15 protein-coding genes are annotated in these 15,131 nt (G+C 71.3%); 7 read left to right on the forward strand and 8 right to left on the reverse strand.

The window, feature by feature from the left end:
• Positions 1 to 57: 57 nt before the first annotated feature.
• The 3 genes from ABZ385_RS03185 (at position 58) to ABZ385_RS03195 (ending at position 1,858) form a co-directional block, all read left to right on the forward strand.
• Positions 58 to 555 (forward strand): phage holin family protein, encoded by a 498-nt coding sequence (locus tag ABZ385_RS03185; protein ID WP_358696798.1) that lies wholly within the window; start codon positions 58 to 60, stop codon positions 553 to 555.
• Entirely contained in the window at positions 552 to 1,547 is a 996-nt protein-coding gene (locus ABZ385_RS03190; RefSeq protein ID WP_358909411.1) for an alpha/beta hydrolase, read from the forward strand. Before ABZ385_RS03185 ends, ABZ385_RS03190 begins: the two co-directional genes overlap by 4 nt.
• Before the next feature lie 122 nt (positions 1,548 to 1,669).
• The gene (locus ABZ385_RS03195; RefSeq protein ID WP_358581329.1) at positions 1,670 to 1,858 is read left to right on the forward strand and encodes a hypothetical protein; all 189 of its coding nucleotides are present in this window, start codon (positions 1,670 to 1,672) and stop codon (positions 1,856 to 1,858) included.
• Positions 1,859 to 2,022: 164 nt separating this feature from the next.
• Here ABZ385_RS03195 and ABZ385_RS03200 read toward each other — a convergent pair whose 3' ends face one another.
• The 3 genes from ABZ385_RS03200 to nth form a co-directional block, all read right to left on the reverse strand.
• Complete coding sequence (locus ABZ385_RS03200) at positions 2,023 to 3,228, reverse strand: MarP family serine protease (protein ID WP_358581326.1); 1,206 nt, start codon at positions 3,226 to 3,228, stop codon at positions 2,023 to 2,025.
• A 49-nt stretch (positions 3,229 to 3,277) separates the two neighbouring features.
• Positions 3,278 to 3,937, reverse strand: coding sequence for a CoA pyrophosphatase (locus tag ABZ385_RS03205; protein ID WP_358581366.1), 660 nt, complete (start codon positions 3,935 to 3,937; stop codon positions 3,278 to 3,280).
• Positions 3,938 to 4,191: 254 nt separating this feature from the next.
• Positions 4,192 to 5,256: an endonuclease III gene (gene nth, locus ABZ385_RS03210; RefSeq protein ID WP_358581324.1), complete on the reverse strand. Its 1,065-nt coding sequence runs from the start codon at positions 5,254 to 5,256 to the stop codon at positions 4,192 to 4,194.
• Positions 5,257 to 5,726: 470 nt separating this feature from the next.
• Here nth and ABZ385_RS03215 point away from each other — a divergent pair, with 470 nt between their 5' ends.
• The gene (locus tag ABZ385_RS03215; protein WP_016642758.1) at positions 5,727 to 6,401 is read left to right on the forward strand and encodes a Crp/Fnr family transcriptional regulator; all 675 of its coding nucleotides are present in this window, start codon (positions 5,727 to 5,729) and stop codon (positions 6,399 to 6,401) included.
• Positions 6,402 to 6,481: 80 nt separating this feature from the next.
• On the opposite strand, the gene ABZ385_RS03220 is transcribed toward ABZ385_RS03215, so the two are convergent.
• The 4 genes from ABZ385_RS03220 to ABZ385_RS03235 form a co-directional block, all read right to left on the reverse strand.
• Entirely contained in the window at positions 6,482 to 7,312 is an 831-nt protein-coding gene (locus ABZ385_RS03220; protein WP_358581322.1) for an MBL fold metallo-hydrolase, read from the reverse strand.
• Positions 7,313 to 7,409: 97 nt separating this feature from the next.
• A complete protein-coding gene (locus ABZ385_RS03225; protein ID WP_358909413.1) occupies positions 7,410 to 8,294 on the reverse strand; it encodes an NUDIX hydrolase in 885 nt (294 codons plus the stop codon).
• Between the two features lie 72 nt (positions 8,295 to 8,366).
• Positions 8,367 to 8,855: a RidA family protein gene (locus ABZ385_RS03230; RefSeq protein WP_358581318.1), complete on the reverse strand. Its 489-nt coding sequence runs from the start codon at positions 8,853 to 8,855 to the stop codon at positions 8,367 to 8,369.
• Entirely contained in the window at positions 8,852 to 9,013 is a 162-nt protein-coding gene (locus ABZ385_RS03235; RefSeq protein WP_003975360.1) for a DUF4177 domain-containing protein, read from the reverse strand. The genes ABZ385_RS03230 and ABZ385_RS03235 overlap by 4 nt, the downstream gene beginning before the upstream one ends.
• A gap of 128 nt (positions 9,014 to 9,141) precedes the next feature.
• On the opposite strand from ABZ385_RS03235, the gene ABZ385_RS03240 reads away from it, so the two are divergent.
• Together ABZ385_RS03240 and ABZ385_RS03245 are read left to right on the forward strand one after the other, a co-directional pair.
• Positions 9,142 to 10,122 carry an ArsA-related P-loop ATPase gene (locus ABZ385_RS03240; RefSeq protein WP_358909415.1) on the forward strand — a complete coding sequence of 327 codons (981 nt, stop codon included), beginning with the start codon at positions 9,142 to 9,144 and terminating at the stop codon, positions 10,120 to 10,122.
• Entirely contained in the window at positions 10,119 to 11,438 is a 1,320-nt protein-coding gene (locus ABZ385_RS03245) for an ArsA family ATPase (protein ID WP_358699235.1), read from the forward strand. Before ABZ385_RS03240 ends, ABZ385_RS03245 begins: the two co-directional genes overlap by 4 nt.
• Before the next feature lie 195 nt (positions 11,439 to 11,633).
• Here ABZ385_RS03245 and ABZ385_RS03250 read toward each other — a convergent pair whose 3' ends face one another.
• Positions 11,634 to 11,978 (reverse strand): WhiB family transcriptional regulator, encoded by a 345-nt coding sequence (locus ABZ385_RS03250; RefSeq protein WP_030782081.1) that lies wholly within the window; start codon positions 11,976 to 11,978, stop codon positions 11,634 to 11,636.
• Positions 11,979 to 12,539: 561 nt separating this feature from the next.
• On the opposite strand from ABZ385_RS03250, the gene ABZ385_RS03255 reads away from it, so the two are divergent.
• Positions 12,540 to 14,882 (forward strand): transglycosylase domain-containing protein, encoded by a 2,343-nt coding sequence (locus tag ABZ385_RS03255; RefSeq protein ID WP_358909416.1) that lies wholly within the window; start codon positions 12,540 to 12,542, stop codon positions 14,880 to 14,882.
• The last annotated feature ends 249 nt before the right edge of the window (positions 14,883 to 15,131 follow it).

Consider the following 15,131-nt stretch of genomic DNA (forward strand, 5'->3'; position numbering starts at 1 on the left):
CATCTCAGAAGAGATCAGATCCACCAAGAGATCAGAAGAGAAAAAGGGGAGAACGCGATGAGCTCACCCGACGGCCCCGTCGGTGCCGAACGCAGCCTCGGCCAGCTGGTCGCCTCGGCGACCGGTGAGATGTCCGCGCTGGTGCACGACGAGATCGCACTGGCCAAGGCCCAGCTGCGCCAGGACGTCAAGCGCGGCGCGATCGGCGGTGGCGCGTTCGCCGCGGCCGGAGCGGTCCTCATCTTCTCGCTGCCGATGCTGAGCTTCGCGCTCGCCTACGGCATCCGCACCTGGAGCGGCTGGAACCTCGCCGTCTGCTTCCTGCTGTCCTTCGCCGCCAATGTCCTGGTGGCCGGAGCGCTCGCGCTGATCGGCGTCGTCTTCGCCAAGAAGGCGAAGAAGGGCAAGGGCCCCCAGAAGGTCGCCGCCTCGGCCAAGCAGACGGCCGCCGTACTGGGGAACGTCAAGCCGCACCCCCGCGCGGTGCAGCCCGCCGACACCGTTGACGTCCGAATCGGTGAGACGGGGGCCACTGTGGCACGCTCGTCCTCATGACGGACCCCGACCATCAGGACCACGCCCTCACCGGCACCACGCCCCACGGCCCCACGCTCGGTGCCACCGCCCATTCGGCGCAACCGGCCTCGGCCGTACGCGTCGAGGGGCCGTGGACCCACCGGGACGTGGCCGCCAACGGCGCGCGCTTCCACATCGCCGAGATGGGCGATGGGCCGCTGGTCCTGCTCCTGCACGGCTTCCCGCAGTTCTGGTGGACGTGGCGGCACCAGCTGGTGGCGCTCGCCGACGCCGGGTTCCGGGCCGTCGCGATGGACCTGCGGGGCGTGGGCGGCAGCGACCGCACACCGCGCGGCTACGACCCGGCGAACCTCGCGCTCGACATCACCGGTGTCGTGCGCTCGCTCGGCGAGCCCGACGCCGCGCTCGTCGGGCACGACCTGGGCGGATATCTCGCGTGGACGGCGGCCGTGATGCGGCCCAAGCTGGTGCGCCGGCTCGCGGTGTCCTCGATGCCCCATCCGCGGCGCTGGCGCTCGGCGATGCTGTCCGACAGGAAGCAGACCGCCGCGGGCTCCTACGTCTGGGGTTTCCAGCGGCCGTGGCTGCCGGAGCGTCAGCTGGTGGCCGACGACGGCGCCCTGGTCGGCCGGCTGGTCCGGGACTGGTCGGGGCCCCGGCTACCGGAGGACGAGGCGGTGGAGATGTATCAGCGGGCCATGTGCATCCCCTCGACGGCCCACTGCTCGATCGAGCCGTACCGCTGGATGGTCCGGTCGCTGGCACGCCCCGACGGCATCCAGTTCAACCGCCGGATGAAGCGGCCGGTGCGGGTGCCGACACTGCATCTGCACGGCTCCCTGGACCCCGTGATGCGCACCAGGAGCGCGGCCGGGTCCGGTGAGTACGTCGAAGCCCCCTACCGCTGGCGGCTGTTCGACGGCCTCGGGCACTTCCCGCACGAGGAGGACCCGGTGGCGTTCTCCACGGAGCTGGTGAACTGGCTGAAGGACCCCGAACCGGACCGCTGAACCGCGCCCGGTCACCACCGCCGGGGAACACCTGTCCTACGAACGCCAATTGCCCGGCGCATAGGCCAATTGGGGCCCTTGGGCGCGATTACCGACCATGAGGCCCGGGCAAACGTCGGGGTATGGGCTGGACGCACGACTACAGTGACGTAGCACGCAATCGCCGCTCGGCCGCAGCGCTGAACAGCCATGAGAGGGGCGGGGCACAGAAGTCGGGCCGACACGGCCCCCCTCAGGGCATGGGCATCCCCCGCATCCTCCGCCGCAGGGCCCGCTGGGTCTCCGCGCGACTGCGGCACACCCGCCACTGACCCGGCTCCCCCTCGGCCTCCCGACCCGCGAGACGCCCACCGGGCCCCGCGAGAGCCCCGTAAGGCCCCCGCGAGGCCCCGTCGGCCTGCCCGCCGCCCCGCTCGGAGCCTTCGGAGCGCCTTCGGATCGGCTTCGGATCGGCTTCGGATCGGCTTCGGATCGGCTAGAGCGCGCAGCCCTGGCTGTCGACCTCCTGGTTGGCGGTGCGGCCCCGCTCGATGTCCTCGCGCACCTCGTCCACCGTCAGGGCGTATCCCGTCTCCGGGTTGTCCAGGGACTTGGCGAAGACCACGCCGTAGACCTCGCCGCCAGGAGTCAGCAGCGGGCCGCCGGAGTTGCCCTGGCGGACGGTCGCGAAGAGCGAGTAGACGTCACGGCGCACGGTGCCGCGGTGGTAGATGTCCGGCCCCTTGGCCGTGATGCGGCCGCGCACGCGCGCGGGGCGGACGTCGTAGGGCCCGTCCTCGGGGAAACCGGCGACGATGGCGCCCTCACCGCTGGTCGCGTCCTTGGACGTGAACTTCAACGGCGGTGCCTTCAGCGTGGGCACGTCCAGGACGGCGATGTCCCGCTCCCAGTCGTAGAGGACGACCTTCGCGTCGTACGTCTGGTTCTGACCGCCTATCTGGACGGTCGGGTCGTCCACGCCGCCGACCACGTGCGCGTTGGTCATCACCCGGCGGTCGGCGAAGACGAAGCCGGTGCCTTCGAGGACCTTGCCGCAGCCGCGGGCCTCGCCGCGCACCTTCACGATGGAGCGCTTGGCGGTCGTGGCGACCTTGCTCCTGGCGAGCTTGGGGTCGGGCGGCCGGACCTCCGTGATCGGCTCGTTCGCGAACGGGCTGAAGACCTGCGGGAAGCCGTTCTGCGCGAGGACCGAGGAGAAGTCGTCGAACCACGTGTCGGCCTGGCCCGGCAGCGCCCGTGACACACCGAGGAGCACCTTGGAGTTGCGCACCTCCTTGCCGACCGTGGGCAGCGTCGTGCCCGCGAGGAGGGAGCCGATCATCCACGCGACGAGGAGCATCGCCACCACGTTCACCAGCGCGCCGCCCGTCGCGTCCAGGGCGCGGGCGGGCTGCCAGGTGATGTATCTGCGCAGCTTGTTGCCCAGGTGGGTGGTGAAGGCCTGGCCGATCGAGGCGCAGACGATCACGATGACGACGGCGACCACCGCGGCGGTCGTACTCACCGTGGCCGCGTCGTCCTTCGTCACGGCGTTCCAGATCACCGGCAGCAGATAGACGGCGACGAGACCGCCGCCGAGGAACCCGATCACCGAGAGGATGCCGACCACGAAGCCCTGGCGGTAGCCCACCACCGCGAACCACACGGCGGCGAGCAGCAGCAGGACGTCCAGCACGTTCACCGATTCAATCCTCGCCTCGCATCGCGGCCGCCACGTCCCCGCAACCTTGTCATGCGCGCCAATCGAGCGGGACCTGCCTCTCGCGGTCCCAGGGGCGCTCCCAGCCCGCGAAGTGCAGCACTCTATCGATGACTCCGGCGGTAAAACCCCAGACCAGAGCGGATTCCACGAGGAAGGCGGGGCCGCGGTGGCCGCTCGGGTGGACCGCCGTCGCCCGATTCGCCGGGTCCGTGAGATCGGCCACGGGGACCGTGAAGACCCGGGCCGTCTCGTTCGGATCGACGACGCCGACGGGGGTCGGGGTGCGCCACCAGCCGAGCACGGGCGTCACGACGAAGTCGCTCACCGGGATGAACAGGCGCGGCAGCACGCCGAAGAGCTGGACGCCCCGCGGGTCGAGGCCGGTCTCCTCCTCGGCCTCGCGCAGGGCGGCGCGCAGCGGTCCGTCCGTCTTCGGATCACCGTCCCCCGGGTCGAGGGCGCCGCCCGGGAAGGACGGCTGCCCCGCGTGGGACCGCAGGGAGCCCGCGCGCTCCATCAGGAGCAGCTCGGGGCCTCGCTCGCCCTCTCCGAAGAGGACGAGGACCGCGGACTGGCGCCCGGTGCCGTTCTCCGGAGGGAGGAAGCGGCTCAGCTGGAGCGGCTGGATGGTCCTCGCGGCGCGGGCGACGGGCGTCAGCCAGGCGGGCAGGCCCTCGGAGCTGAGCAGGGGGTGCGCCCCGGACGGCGGCCGGGCACCGCTGCCCGCCGGGTCGGCCGCGCCCTCCGTGCCGACGCCCGCTCCGCCGTGCGTCCTGTTCGCCGTGCCGGCCGTCTCAGTCGTGCCACCGGTCGTCTCAGTCGTGCCGGTCGTCTCAGTCGTGTCAGTCGTCTCGGTCGTGTCGCTCGCGTGCCTCATCTGCACCCCCGTCCGTCCCTGGACAACGCTCTTTGCCCCCGCGTTCGTTCCGTCCTGCTTCCGGTTCACCCCGCGGCCAGCGGCGGCGCGGGCTGCCCGGGGTAGTCCGCCGGGGGCTTGAGGCGCTGGCCCGGGAAGCCGCCCATCTCGTACTTCAGGAGCTTCTTCGCCTTCTCCGGGTCCGTCTCGCCTTCTCCGTACGAGGGGCAGAGCGGGGCGATGGGGCAGGCACCGCAGGCGGGCTTGCGGGAGTGGCAGATGCGGCGGCCGTGGAAGATCACGCGGTGCGAGAGCATCGTCCACTCGCTCTTCGGGAACAGCTCGGCGACGGCCGCCTCGACCTTCACCGGATCGGTCTCCTCCGTCCACTTCCAGCGGCGGACGAGCCGGCCGAAGTGGGTGTCCACGGTGATGCCGGGCACCCCGAAGGCGTTGCCGAGGACGACGAACGCGGTCTTGCGGCCCACGCCGGGCAGCTTGACCAGGTCATCGAGGCGTCCGGGGACCTCGCCCCCGAAGTCGTCCCGCAGGGCCTTGGCCAGGCCCATGATCGACTTTGTCTTGGCGCGGAAGAACCCGGTCGGCCTGATCAGCTCCTCGACTTCCTCGGGGACGGCCGCGGCCAGGTCCTCCGGGGTCGGGTACGCGGCGAACAGCCTCGGCGTCGTCTGGTTCACCCGCAGGTCGGTGGTCTGCGCGGAGAGCACCGTGGCGACCAGCAGCTCGAAGGGGTTCTCGAAGTCCAGCTCGGGGTGGGCGTACGAATACACCTCGGCCAGCTCGCGGTTGATCCGCCGGGCCCGGCGGACGAGGGCGGCGCGGGACTCCTGCGGGGGGACGACCGGCGCCTTGACGGCGCCGGGCGCGGCCTCCTTGGCGGGAGCCTTCCTGGCGGCGGCCTTCTTGGCGGGGGCCTTCTTGACGGCGGCCTTCTTGACGGCGGCCTTCTTGGCTGCAGGCTCCTTGGCGGTGGCCTTTTTGACCGCGGCCTTCTTCGCGGGGGCCTTCTCGGCGTCGGCCGCCTTGGCGCTGGGGGCCTCGGCGCTGGGGGCCGCCTTCTTCGCCGCGGACTTCTCGGCACCGGGCGCGGTCTTCTTGGCCGCACTCGCCGCCGGCGTTGTCTTCTTCACTGGAGGTGCCTTCTTCGGGGAGGTCGGTTGCCTCGCGGGTGCCGTTCGCTTCTTTTGGTGCCGCTCACTTCTCGGGGGGTCCACTTCACGGGGGCGTCCGTTTCTCGGGGACGCCTGCCCTACCGCAGCTGCCCGCTCCGGCGGGGGTGTACCCACCGAACGGGCCACGCCTGCCCGATTTGCCGGATTATCCGACCCCCCGGACGTCTGTTCGCCCACAGCAGAATCGGGGGGTGCGGCCACCTTCCCGGCCCCCTTGGCCTGTGAGTTCACCGGCTTTTTGGATACCCGGTCAGCCTAGAGGCCGACACCGACATCCGTCGTCGGCCCCGAGGATCGGCCCCCAATTGGCCCCCTCCCGCACAGCACGCCACGCCGGTGCGGCAGACTTGTGACTGATCACACTGTTTGGACCGTCCGGCAAACTGGGGAACACGGTCCCCTGATGCAGGTCGACAAGGAGAGAACTCGTGGACGACGTTCTGCGGCGCGCCCCGCTCTTCGCGGCGCTCGATGACGAGCAGGCCGCGGAGCTCCGCGCCTCCATGAGTGAGGTGACGCTCGCGCGCGGGGATGCGCTTTTCCATGAGGGCGACCCCGGAGACCGCCTGTACGTGGTCACCGAGGGCAAGGTGAAGCTGCACCGCACCTCGCCCGACGGCCGCGAGAACATGCTCGCGGTGCTCGGCCCCGGTGAGCTGATCGGTGAGCTGTCGCTCTTCGACCCGGGTCCGCGGACGGCCACGGCCTCCGCCCTCACCGAGGTGAAGCTGCTCGGCCTCGGCCACGGCGACCTCCAGCCCTGGTTGAACGCCCGGCCCGAGGTGGCCGCCGCGCTGCTGCGCGCCGTCGCCCGGCGCCTGCGCAAGACCAACGACCAGATGTCCGACCTGGTCTTCTCCGACGTGCCGGGCCGCGTGGCCCGCGCGCTCCTCGACCTGTCGCGCCGCTTCGGCGTGCAGTCCGAGGAGGGCATCCACGTCGTGCACGACCTCACGCAGGAGGAGCTGGCCCAGCTGGTCGGCGCCTCCCGCGAGACGGTCAACAAGGCGCTGGCGGACTTCGCGGGCCGCGGCTGGCTGCGCCTGGAGGCCCGCGCGGTCATCCTGCTGGACGTGGAGCGGCTCGCCAAGCGCTCGCGCTGACACCCGAGTCCGTACGCCGATGGGCCCCGCCTCTCAGGAGGCGGGGCCCATCGGCGTACCCGGCGGCATAGGGACCACCGTCAGATCAGGCCGTGTTCCCGCAGGTAGTCCAGCTGTGCCCGGACCGAGAGCTCCGCGGCCGGCCACAGGGAGCGGTCCACGTCCGCGTAGACGTGCGCCACGACCTCCGCCGCCTCGACGTGGCCGTTCTCCACGGCCGTCTCGACCTGGGCCAGACGGTTCGCCCGGTGCGCGAGGTAGAACTCGACGGCTCCCTGGGCGTCGTCCAGGACCGGCCCGTGGCCCGGCAGGACCGTGTGGACGCCGTCGTCGACCGTCAGGGAGCGCAGCCGGCGCAGGGAGTCGAGGTAGTCGCCCAGGCGCCCGTCCGGGTGCGCCACGACCGTCGTGCCGCGCCCCAGGACCGTGTCCCCCGTCAGCACCGCCCGGTCGGCGGGCAGATGGAAGCAGAGCGAGTCCGCGGTGTGCCCCGGCGTGGCGACCACCCGCAGCTCCAGGCCGCCGGTGGTGATGACGTCGCCGGGGCCGAGACCCTCGTCGCCCAGGCGCAGGGCGGGGTCGAGGGCGCGTACGTGAGTCCGGGTCAGCTCGGCGAAGCGGGCGGCGCCCTCGGCGTGGTCGGGGTGGCCGTGGGTCAGGAGGGTCAGCGCCACGCGCTTGCCCATCTTCCCGGCCGTCTCGACGACACGGCTCAGATGGGCGTCGTCGAGCGGGCCCGGGTCGATGACCACCGCGAGGGGCGAGTCCGGCTCCGAGACGATCCAGGTGTTGGTGCCGTCCAGCGTCATGGCGGACGGATTGGGCGCGAGGACGTTGACCGCGCGGGCGGTGGCGGGGCCGCTCAGGACCGCGCCACGGGGCTGGCCCGGGAGGGCTGCGGCTTCGGTCATACGGGGGTGACTCCCGTCGGGATCGGGGTGGGCGCGGGACTCTTGGGCAACGGGGCGCGTCCGGGACGTGCGGGACGCGCACGGGGCCGGGCCGGGGTCATGGCGCGGCGTCCGGGGTGATCCGTTTGGTGAACTCGCCGTGGCCCGGCCAGGAGAGCACCAGTTCGCCGCCCTCCAGGCGCGCCTGAGCGAGCACCGGGGCCATGTCCTGCCCCGCGGCCGCGTCGAGCGCCTCGGAGGGCGACACATAGGCGCTCAGCGCCCGCAGCGTCGCGATCGTCGGCGGCATCATCAGCAGCTCGCCCTTGTCGTAGCGGGCGGCAGCCTCCGCGGGGCGGATCCAGACGGCGCGGTCCGCCTCCGTGGAGGCGTTGCGGGTGCGCTGCCCCTCGGGGAGCGCGGCCACGAAGAAGAACGTGTCGTAGCGCTTGGGCTCGAACTCCGGAGTGATCCACCGCGCCCAGGCGGCGAGCAGGTCGCTGCGCAGGAAGAGCCCCCTGCGATCCAGGAAGTCCGCGAAGGACAGGTCGCGGGCGACCAGGGCCGCGCGGTCCGCCTCCCAGTCCTCCCCCGTGGTGTCGCCGACGACGCTCTCCGTGGAGGGTCCGGCGAGCAGCACGCCCGCCTCCTCGTACGTCTCGCGGACCGCCGCGCAGACGATCGCCTGGGCAGTGGCCTCGTCGTCGACGCCGAGCCGGGCGGCCCAGGACGCGCGCGTGGGGCCCGCCCAGCGCACCAGGTGGTCGTCGTCGCGCGGGTCGACGCCGCCGCCCGGATACGCGTACGCGCCTCCGGCGAAGGCCATGGAGGCGCGTCTGCGCAGCATGTGTACTTCAGGCGCCCCGCCGGCCGCCGCGCCCCGCCCGTCCCTGAGCAGCATGACGGTGGCGGCGCGGCGCGGGGTCGCCGGAGTCAGCTCGCCGCTCGCGAGGGCGCGGATGCGGTCGGGCCACTCCGGGGGGTACCACTGCCCATTTGCCATGGGCGGAGGCTATCCCCTGGTGAGCGGATGTTCGAGAGGCAGTGATCGGGTCCGGCGGGACCCCGCCACGGCTCAGGCCTCGGTCAGCTCCACCTGGAACTCGACCTCCACCGGAGCGTCCAGCGGGAGCACGGCCACGCCGACGGCACTGCGCGCGTGCACGCCCTTGTCGCCGAGCACCTCGCCGAGCAGTTCGCTCGCGCCGTTGATCACGCCGGGCTGGCCCGTGAAGTCCGGGGCGGACGCCACGAAGCCGACGACCTTCACCACGCGCGCGATGCGGTCGAGGTCACCGGCGACGGACTTCACCGCGGCCAGGCCGTTCAGCGCGCAGGTGCGGGCCAGGTCCTTGGCCTCCTCCGGGGTGACCTCGGCGCCGACCTTGCCGGTCACCGCGAGCTTGCCCTCCACCATGGGGAGCTGCCCCGCGGTGTAGACGTACACGCCGGACTGGACGGCCGGCTGGTACGAGGCCAGCGGCGGCACGACCTCCGGGAGCGTCAGGCCCAGCTCGGCGAGGCGGGCCTCGACGGCCGAGCCGCTTCGCGCCGCCCCGCTCATGCCTGCTTCTCGCGCTTCAGGTAGGCCACCAGCTGCTCGGGGTTGTTCGGCCCGGGCACGACCTGGACCAGCTCCCAGCCGTCCTCGCCCCAGGTGTCCAGAATCTGCTTCGTGGCATGGACGAGCAGAGGCACGGTTGCGTATTCCCACTTGGTCATGTGGCCGACTGTAGTCGGTGTCAGGGGATGCTCAGGCGGGGCATGGGGGAAGGCTCGGGGTGGGGATCGGGGAACGCTCAGGGTGGGCTCCTGCGTAGGCGGGGCGGCGACTGGTTAGGCTCAATGACGTGAGCAGGCTCCAGGTCGTCAGTGGCAAGGGCGGTACCGGCAAGACCACGGTGGCCGCCGCCCTCGCGCTCGCCCTCGCGACGGAGGGGCGACGCACCCTCCTCGTGGAGGTCGAGGGCAGGCAGGGCATCGCGCAGCTCTTCGAGACGGAGGCGCTGCCTTATGAGGAGCGGAAGATCGCCGTCGCTCCCGGGGGCGGGGAGGTGTACGCCCTCGCCATCGACCCCGAGCTGGCACTGCTCGACTACCTCCAGATGTTCTACAAACTGGGGGGCGCGGGCCGGGCCCTGAAGAAGCTCGGCGCCATCGACTTCGCGACCACCATCGCGCCGGGCCTGCGGGACGTCCTGCTGACCGGCAAGGCCTGCGAGGCGGTGCGCAGGAAGGACAAGAGCGGCCGGTTCGCCTACGACTGCGTGGTGATGGACGCCCCGCCGACGGGCCGCATCACCCGCTTCCTGAACGTGAACGACGAGGTGGCTGGCCTCGCGAAGATCGGCCCGATACACAATCAGGCGCAGGCCGTGATGCGGGTCCTCAAGTCGTCCGAGACGGCGGTGCACCTGGTGACCCTCCTCGAGGAGATGCCCGTGCAGGAGACCGCGGACGGCATCGCCGAGCTGCGGGCCGCGGGGCTGCCGGTCGGGCGCGTCATCGTGAACATGGTGCGCTCGGCCCTGCTGGACGACGCCGAGCTGGAGCTGGGCCTCAAGCAGGCGCCTCGTACGGCCATCGCCAAGTCGCTCTCGGCGGCGGGGCTGGGCGGCGCGCGGCGCGGCGGCAGCGCCGAGCGGCTGGTGGACCCGCTCCTCGAGCAGGCCGGGGAGTACGCCGAGCGGCACGCCCTGGAGCGCGATCAGCGCTCCGTCCTCGCGGAGTTCGGCCGGCCGCTGCACGAACTCCCGCTGCTGGCGGGCGGGATGGACCTCGCGGGCCTGTACGAGCTCGCCACGGCACTGCGGAAGCAAGGGATCGCATGACCCCGGAACCGGCACGGACCTCGGCCCCGGCGCGGCCCCTGGACGCCGCCCGCGCGCTGGACGTCGACGCCCTGATCGACGACCCGAAGACCCGCATCGTGGTGTGCTGCGGCTCCGGGGGCGTGGGCAAGACGACCACGGCGGCGGCCATAGGCCTGCGCGCGGCCGAGCGGGGCCGCAAGGTCGTCGTGCTCACCATCGACCCGGCACGCAGGCTCGCCCAGTCCATGGGCATCGACCGGCTCGACAACGTACCGCGGCGGGTCAAGGACATCGACGGGGACGGCGACGGCGAGCTGCACGCGATGATGCTCGACATGAAGCGGACCTTCGACGAGATCGTCGAGGCGCACGCGGACAAGGAGCGGGCCGCCGCGATCCTCGCCAACCCCTTCTACCAGTCGCTCTCGGCGGGCTTCGCGGGCACGCAGGAGTACATGGCGATGGAGAAGCTGGGCCAGCTGCGCTCGCGGGAGGAGTGGGACCTCATCGTCGTCGACACCCCGCCCTCGCGTTCGGCGCTGGACTTCCTGGACGCGCCCAAGCGCCTCGGGTCCTTCCTGGACGGGAAGTTGATCCGGCTGCTCATGGCGCCGGCGAAGGTGGGCGGCCGGGCCGGTATGAAGTTCCTGAACGTCGGCATGTCGATGATGACGGGGGCACTGGGCAAGCTGCTCGGCGGGCCGCTGCTGCGCGACGTACAGACGTTCGTGGCGGCGATGGACACCATGTTCGGCGGGTTCCGTACGCGGGCGGACGCCACGTACCGGCTGTTGCAGGCGCCCGGCACGGCGTTCCTCGTGGTGGCCTCGCCGGAGCGGGACGCGCTGCGGGAGGCCGCGTACTTCGTGGAGCGCCTCGCCGCCGACGACATGCCGCTGGCGGGTCTGGTGCTGAACCGTGTGCACGGCAGCGGGGCCGCCCAGCTGTCCGCCGAGCGGGCGCTCGCCGCCGCGGAAAATCTTGAGGAGAGCGGCATTGTGGATCAGGGGGACGGGAAGGTTGCTGATCGTAACTCCCCTGTGAACAGAGCGACTTCGGAGCCGGGCGCGGCGCACGCGCCCACGACCGACCAGCCCGAGACCGACCACTCCCTGACCGACCCCGAGTCCGCCGACCCCTCGGTGGAGAAGTTGACCGTTGGACTGTTGCGTCTGCATGCCGAACGTATGCAGCTGCTCGCGCGTGAGCAGCGCACGCGGGACCGCTTCACGGCGCGCCACCCGGAAGTGGCGGTGGCCGAAGTGGCCGCGCTGCCCGGCGATGTGCACGACCTCGCGGGGCTCCGGGCCATCGGTGACCGCCTGGCGAGCTGAGCGATCGGCGAAATGACCGCCTGGCGGGTTCAGCGGTCGATGAGGACCGCTCGGCAGGTCCAGCGGTCGGCGAACTGACCGCTCGACAGGTCCAGCGATCGGCGAAATGACCGCTCGGCGAGTCGAGGCGCCGACGGGCCGACTCCGCAGGAGCCAGTAGTGCGTGTGGGCCAGACGCGTGTCGCCCCAGGGGCGCTACCCCACCGCGGCGTAGCTCTCGTATGTCTCCTCGTCCTCCAAGTCCACGGGCAGCAGGCCCGCGCCGCGCTCGTACTCGGAGCGCGCCGTCTCCAGGAGCCTGCGCCATGAGGTGACGGTGGGACGCCTGCGCAGCAACGCGCGGCGCTCACGCTCCGTCATGCCACCCCACACGCCGAACTCGACGCGGTTGTCGAGCGCGTCGGCCAGGCACTCGGTCCGCACCGGGCATCCGGTACACACCGCCTTGGCCCTGTTCTGCGCTGCTCCTTGAACGAACAGTTCATCTGGATCGGTAGTGCGGCAGGCCGCCTGCGCACTCCAGTCGGTTACCCAGCCCATACCGGCGCCGTCCTCTCCCGAATCGAGGCTCCCCCACGGCGGCAGCGGCATATTCACCGCCGCCAGTTGAGGACGTTACGGAAGGTGGGCACAGCGCAACACCCCCTTCGGGCCCAATCTTGAATGGCCCGAACGGACTATGGGTAAGCGGCAGATCACCCGACGGAGTGAGCGGACGACATATGGGGGGAACCCGGCACATCGGGAGAGTTCAGTTGTGTCACGGCGGGCACTCGACGCCACGTAAGGGAAGGTCGGGCAGGAATCCGTCGCATTCGGGAGGGACGGAGGCTTGTTGCCGCACCGCACTGCTGTGACAGTTGAGAACAGCTTAGGCCAAGGCATTCGCCGCTGTCCGGCGATTGGAAACCTCCGTGGAGCGGCGGCCCGATCGCCCCTGGCGACGGGGCGGGCGGCAGGGGCCCGCGACGGGGGTCCGCGACGGGGCGGGCCGCCCGGATGTACGGGGCGGGCCGCCCGGATGTCACGATCCGGCACTCGAACATCCCGAGGAACACTTGCTCCCTCGGAACGCCGTTGCGTACGGATTAGGCTGCCCCCATGGGAAAGAAGCGCTCCGGCGGTGGTCTGTCACCAATTCAACAGGCCGCGAAGTTCCTCGGTGTCAGCGTGCTGGCGGGTGCGGTGCTGGCCGGGATCGCCCTGCCCGCGGCCGGAGCGCTGGGCCTGGCGGCCAAGGGTTCCGTCGAGGGATTCGACGAGATCCCCGCCAACCTGAAGCAGCCGCCGCTCAGCCAGCGCACCAGCATCCTGGACAGCAAGGGCGGCCACATCGCCACGGTCTACTCGCGTGACCGCACGGTGGTGCCGCTCAAGGACATCTCGCCGTACATGCAGAAGGCGATCGTCGCGATCGAGGACTCCCGGTTCTACGAACACGGCGCGGTCGACCTCAAGGGCATCCTGCGCGCGCTCAACCAGAACGCGCAGAGCGGCGGCGTGTCGCAGGGCGCCTCGACGCTCACCCAGCAGTACGTGAAGAACGTCTTCGTCGAGGAGGCGGGCGACGACCCGACGAAGGTCGCCGAGGCCACGCAGCAGACCCTCGGCCGCAAGATCCGCGAGCTGAAGTACGCGATCCAGGTCGAGGAGAAGCTGGGCAAGAAGCGCATCCTCAAGAACTATCTGAACATCACCTACTTCGGTCAGCAGGCCTACGGCATCGAGGCCGCCTCGCAGCGCTACTTCTCCAAGCCCGCCAAGGAGCTGAAGCTCCAGGAGGCCGCGCTCCTGGCCGGCATCGTGCAGTCGCCCAGCCGGTACGACCCGGTCAACGACGCCACGGAGGCCACCCAGCGGCGCAATGTCGTGCTGCAGCGCATGGCCGACACGCACGACATCTCGCAGCAGGAGGCCGACAAGGCCAAGAAGGCGGAGCTCGGCCTGAAGGTGAGCCGCCCCAAGAACGGCTGCATCACCGCCGTCAGCGGCGCCGGCTTCTTCTGCGACTACGTGCGCGAGATCTTCCTCAACGACCCGGTCTTCGGCAAGACGAAGGAAGAGCGGGCCAAGATCTGGAACCGCGGCGGCCTGAAGATCCGTACGACGCTGGACCCGAAGGCGCAGGAGTCGGTGCAGGCGTCCATCAAGGAGCACGTGAACAAGGGCGACGACGTGGCGACCGCCGCCACCCTCGTCGAGCCGGGCACGGGCAAGATCGTCGGCATGGGCCAGTCGCGGCCCTACGGCTTCCGCAAGGACGAGACGACGATCAACCTCTCCGTCGACAGCGACATGGGCGGCGGCGCGGGCTACCAGCCCGGTTCGACGTTCAAGCCGATCGTCGCGGCGGCGGCCCTGGAGGGCGGCAAGTCCGCCGGGCAGACCTATCCGTCGCCGTACGAGATGCCGTATCCGGAGCGGGTCACGACCTGTAGCGGCAAGGACTGGCTGAACCTCAACAACGAGAAGCTCAGCAACGAGAACGAGTCCGAGGTCGGCCCGTACGGCATGCGGGAGGCGACCGCCAAGTCGGTCAACACCTACTACGTGCAGCTGATCGGCGACGTCGGCATCTGCCCCGTGACGAAGCTGGCCGCCAAGATGGGCGTCGAGCGGGCCGACGGCAAGGAGCTGGCGCAGGCGCCGTCGATCGCCCTCGGCACGCAGGAGATGTCGCCGCTGACGATGGCGAGCGCGTACGCGACCTTCGCCTCGCGCGGCACGTACTGCTCGCCGGTGGCCATCGAGTCGGTCACCACGCTCGCCGGCAAGTCGCTGCCGGTCCCGAAGACGACGTGCTCGCGCGCGATGTCGGAGAAGACGGCCGACACGATCAACACCCTCCTGAAGGGCGTGGTCGAGGACGGCACCGGTCAGAAGGCGGGGCTCGGCTCCCGGGCGAGCGCGGGCAAGACGGGTACGACGGACTTCCGTTACGCCGCCTGGTTCGTGGGCTACACCCCGAACATGTCGGGCGCGGTCTGGGTCGGCGACCCGCAGCACAAGCGGCAGATGGTCGACATCACCATCGGCGGAGTCCCGTACGACAAGGTCTTCGGCGGCGAGGTGCCGGGCCCGATCTGGCGCGACGCGATGAGCGGCGCGCTGGCGGACAAGCCGGCGCCGAACTTCAGCTCCGTGCGGCTTCCCGGGAGCGACAAGGGCCGCGACAGGGGTGGTGACGGTTCCAGCGACGGCGCGGGTACCGATCCCGGTGCCGGAACCGGTACCGACCCCGGTACCGGCGGCGAGGGTGATGGCGGGGGCGGTGGCGATGTCGGAGGTGGCGACGGCAAGCCGGGCACCGGTGGCGGTGGCGACGGCGACCCGTGGCCGGGTATCTCGATCCCGCCGGACATGCTTGGTGGCCTCGGTAACGGCGGGGGTCATGGTGGGGGTCACGGCAATGGGGGCGGGGATGGTGGGGGCTGGCGGCGGTAGTGGTAGCGGTGGCGGTAGTGGTATCGGTAGCCGCTGGCGGTAGGTGAGTAGTACGAAGATGAGGGCGCCCCCTGGTGCAGGGGGCGCCCTCATCGGCGTACGGGTGCCGGGGATCGGGGTCGGCGTACGGCTGGAGGCGGAACCGGGTCGGGGGTGCGGCTGGAGGCGGAACCGGGTCGGGGGTGCGGCTGGAACCGGAAGCGGGTCGCGGGTGCGGCTGGAACCGGAACCGGGTCGCGGATGCGGCTG

Origin of the sequence: Streptomyces sp. NPDC005898, assembly GCF_040629635.1 — a bacterium.
In the GTDB taxonomy this organism is placed as follows: Bacteria; Actinomycetota; Actinomycetes; order Streptomycetales; family Streptomycetaceae; genus Streptomyces.

Excerpts from the sequence above, each read along its gene's own strand:
- ABZ385_RS03185 (WP_358696798.1), top strand. The coding sequence starts at position 58 with ATGAGCTCACCCGACGGCCCCGTCGGTGCCGAACGCAGCCTCGGCCAG.
- ABZ385_RS03230 (WP_358581318.1), bottom strand. The coding sequence starts at position 8,855 with ATGAGCGGGGCGGCGCGAAGCGGCTCGGCCGTCGAGGCCCGCCTCGCC.
- ABZ385_RS03225 (WP_358909413.1), bottom strand. The coding sequence starts at position 8,294 with ATGGCAAATGGGCAGTGGTACCCCCCGGAGTGGCCCGACCGCATCCGC.
- ABZ385_RS03255 (WP_358909416.1), top strand. The coding sequence starts at position 12,540 with ATGGGAAAGAAGCGCTCCGGCGGTGGTCTGTCACCAATTCAACAGGCC.
- ABZ385_RS03250 (WP_030782081.1), bottom strand. The coding sequence starts at position 11,978 with ATGGGCTGGGTAACCGACTGGAGTGCGCAGGCGGCCTGCCGCACTACC.
- ABZ385_RS03195 (WP_358581329.1), top strand. The coding sequence starts at position 1,670 with ATGGGCTGGACGCACGACTACAGTGACGTAGCACGCAATCGCCGCTCG.
- ABZ385_RS03190 (WP_358909411.1), top strand. The coding sequence starts at position 552 with ATGACGGACCCCGACCATCAGGACCACGCCCTCACCGGCACCACGCCC.
- ABZ385_RS03245 (WP_358699235.1), top strand. The coding sequence starts at position 10,119 with ATGACCCCGGAACCGGCACGGACCTCGGCCCCGGCGCGGCCCCTGGAC.
- ABZ385_RS03220 (WP_358581322.1), bottom strand. The coding sequence starts at position 7,312 with ATGACCGAAGCCGCAGCCCTCCCGGGCCAGCCCCGTGGCGCGGTCCTG.
- ABZ385_RS03235 (WP_003975360.1), bottom strand. The coding sequence starts at position 9,013 with ATGACCAAGTGGGAATACGCAACCGTGCCTCTGCTCGTCCATGCCACG.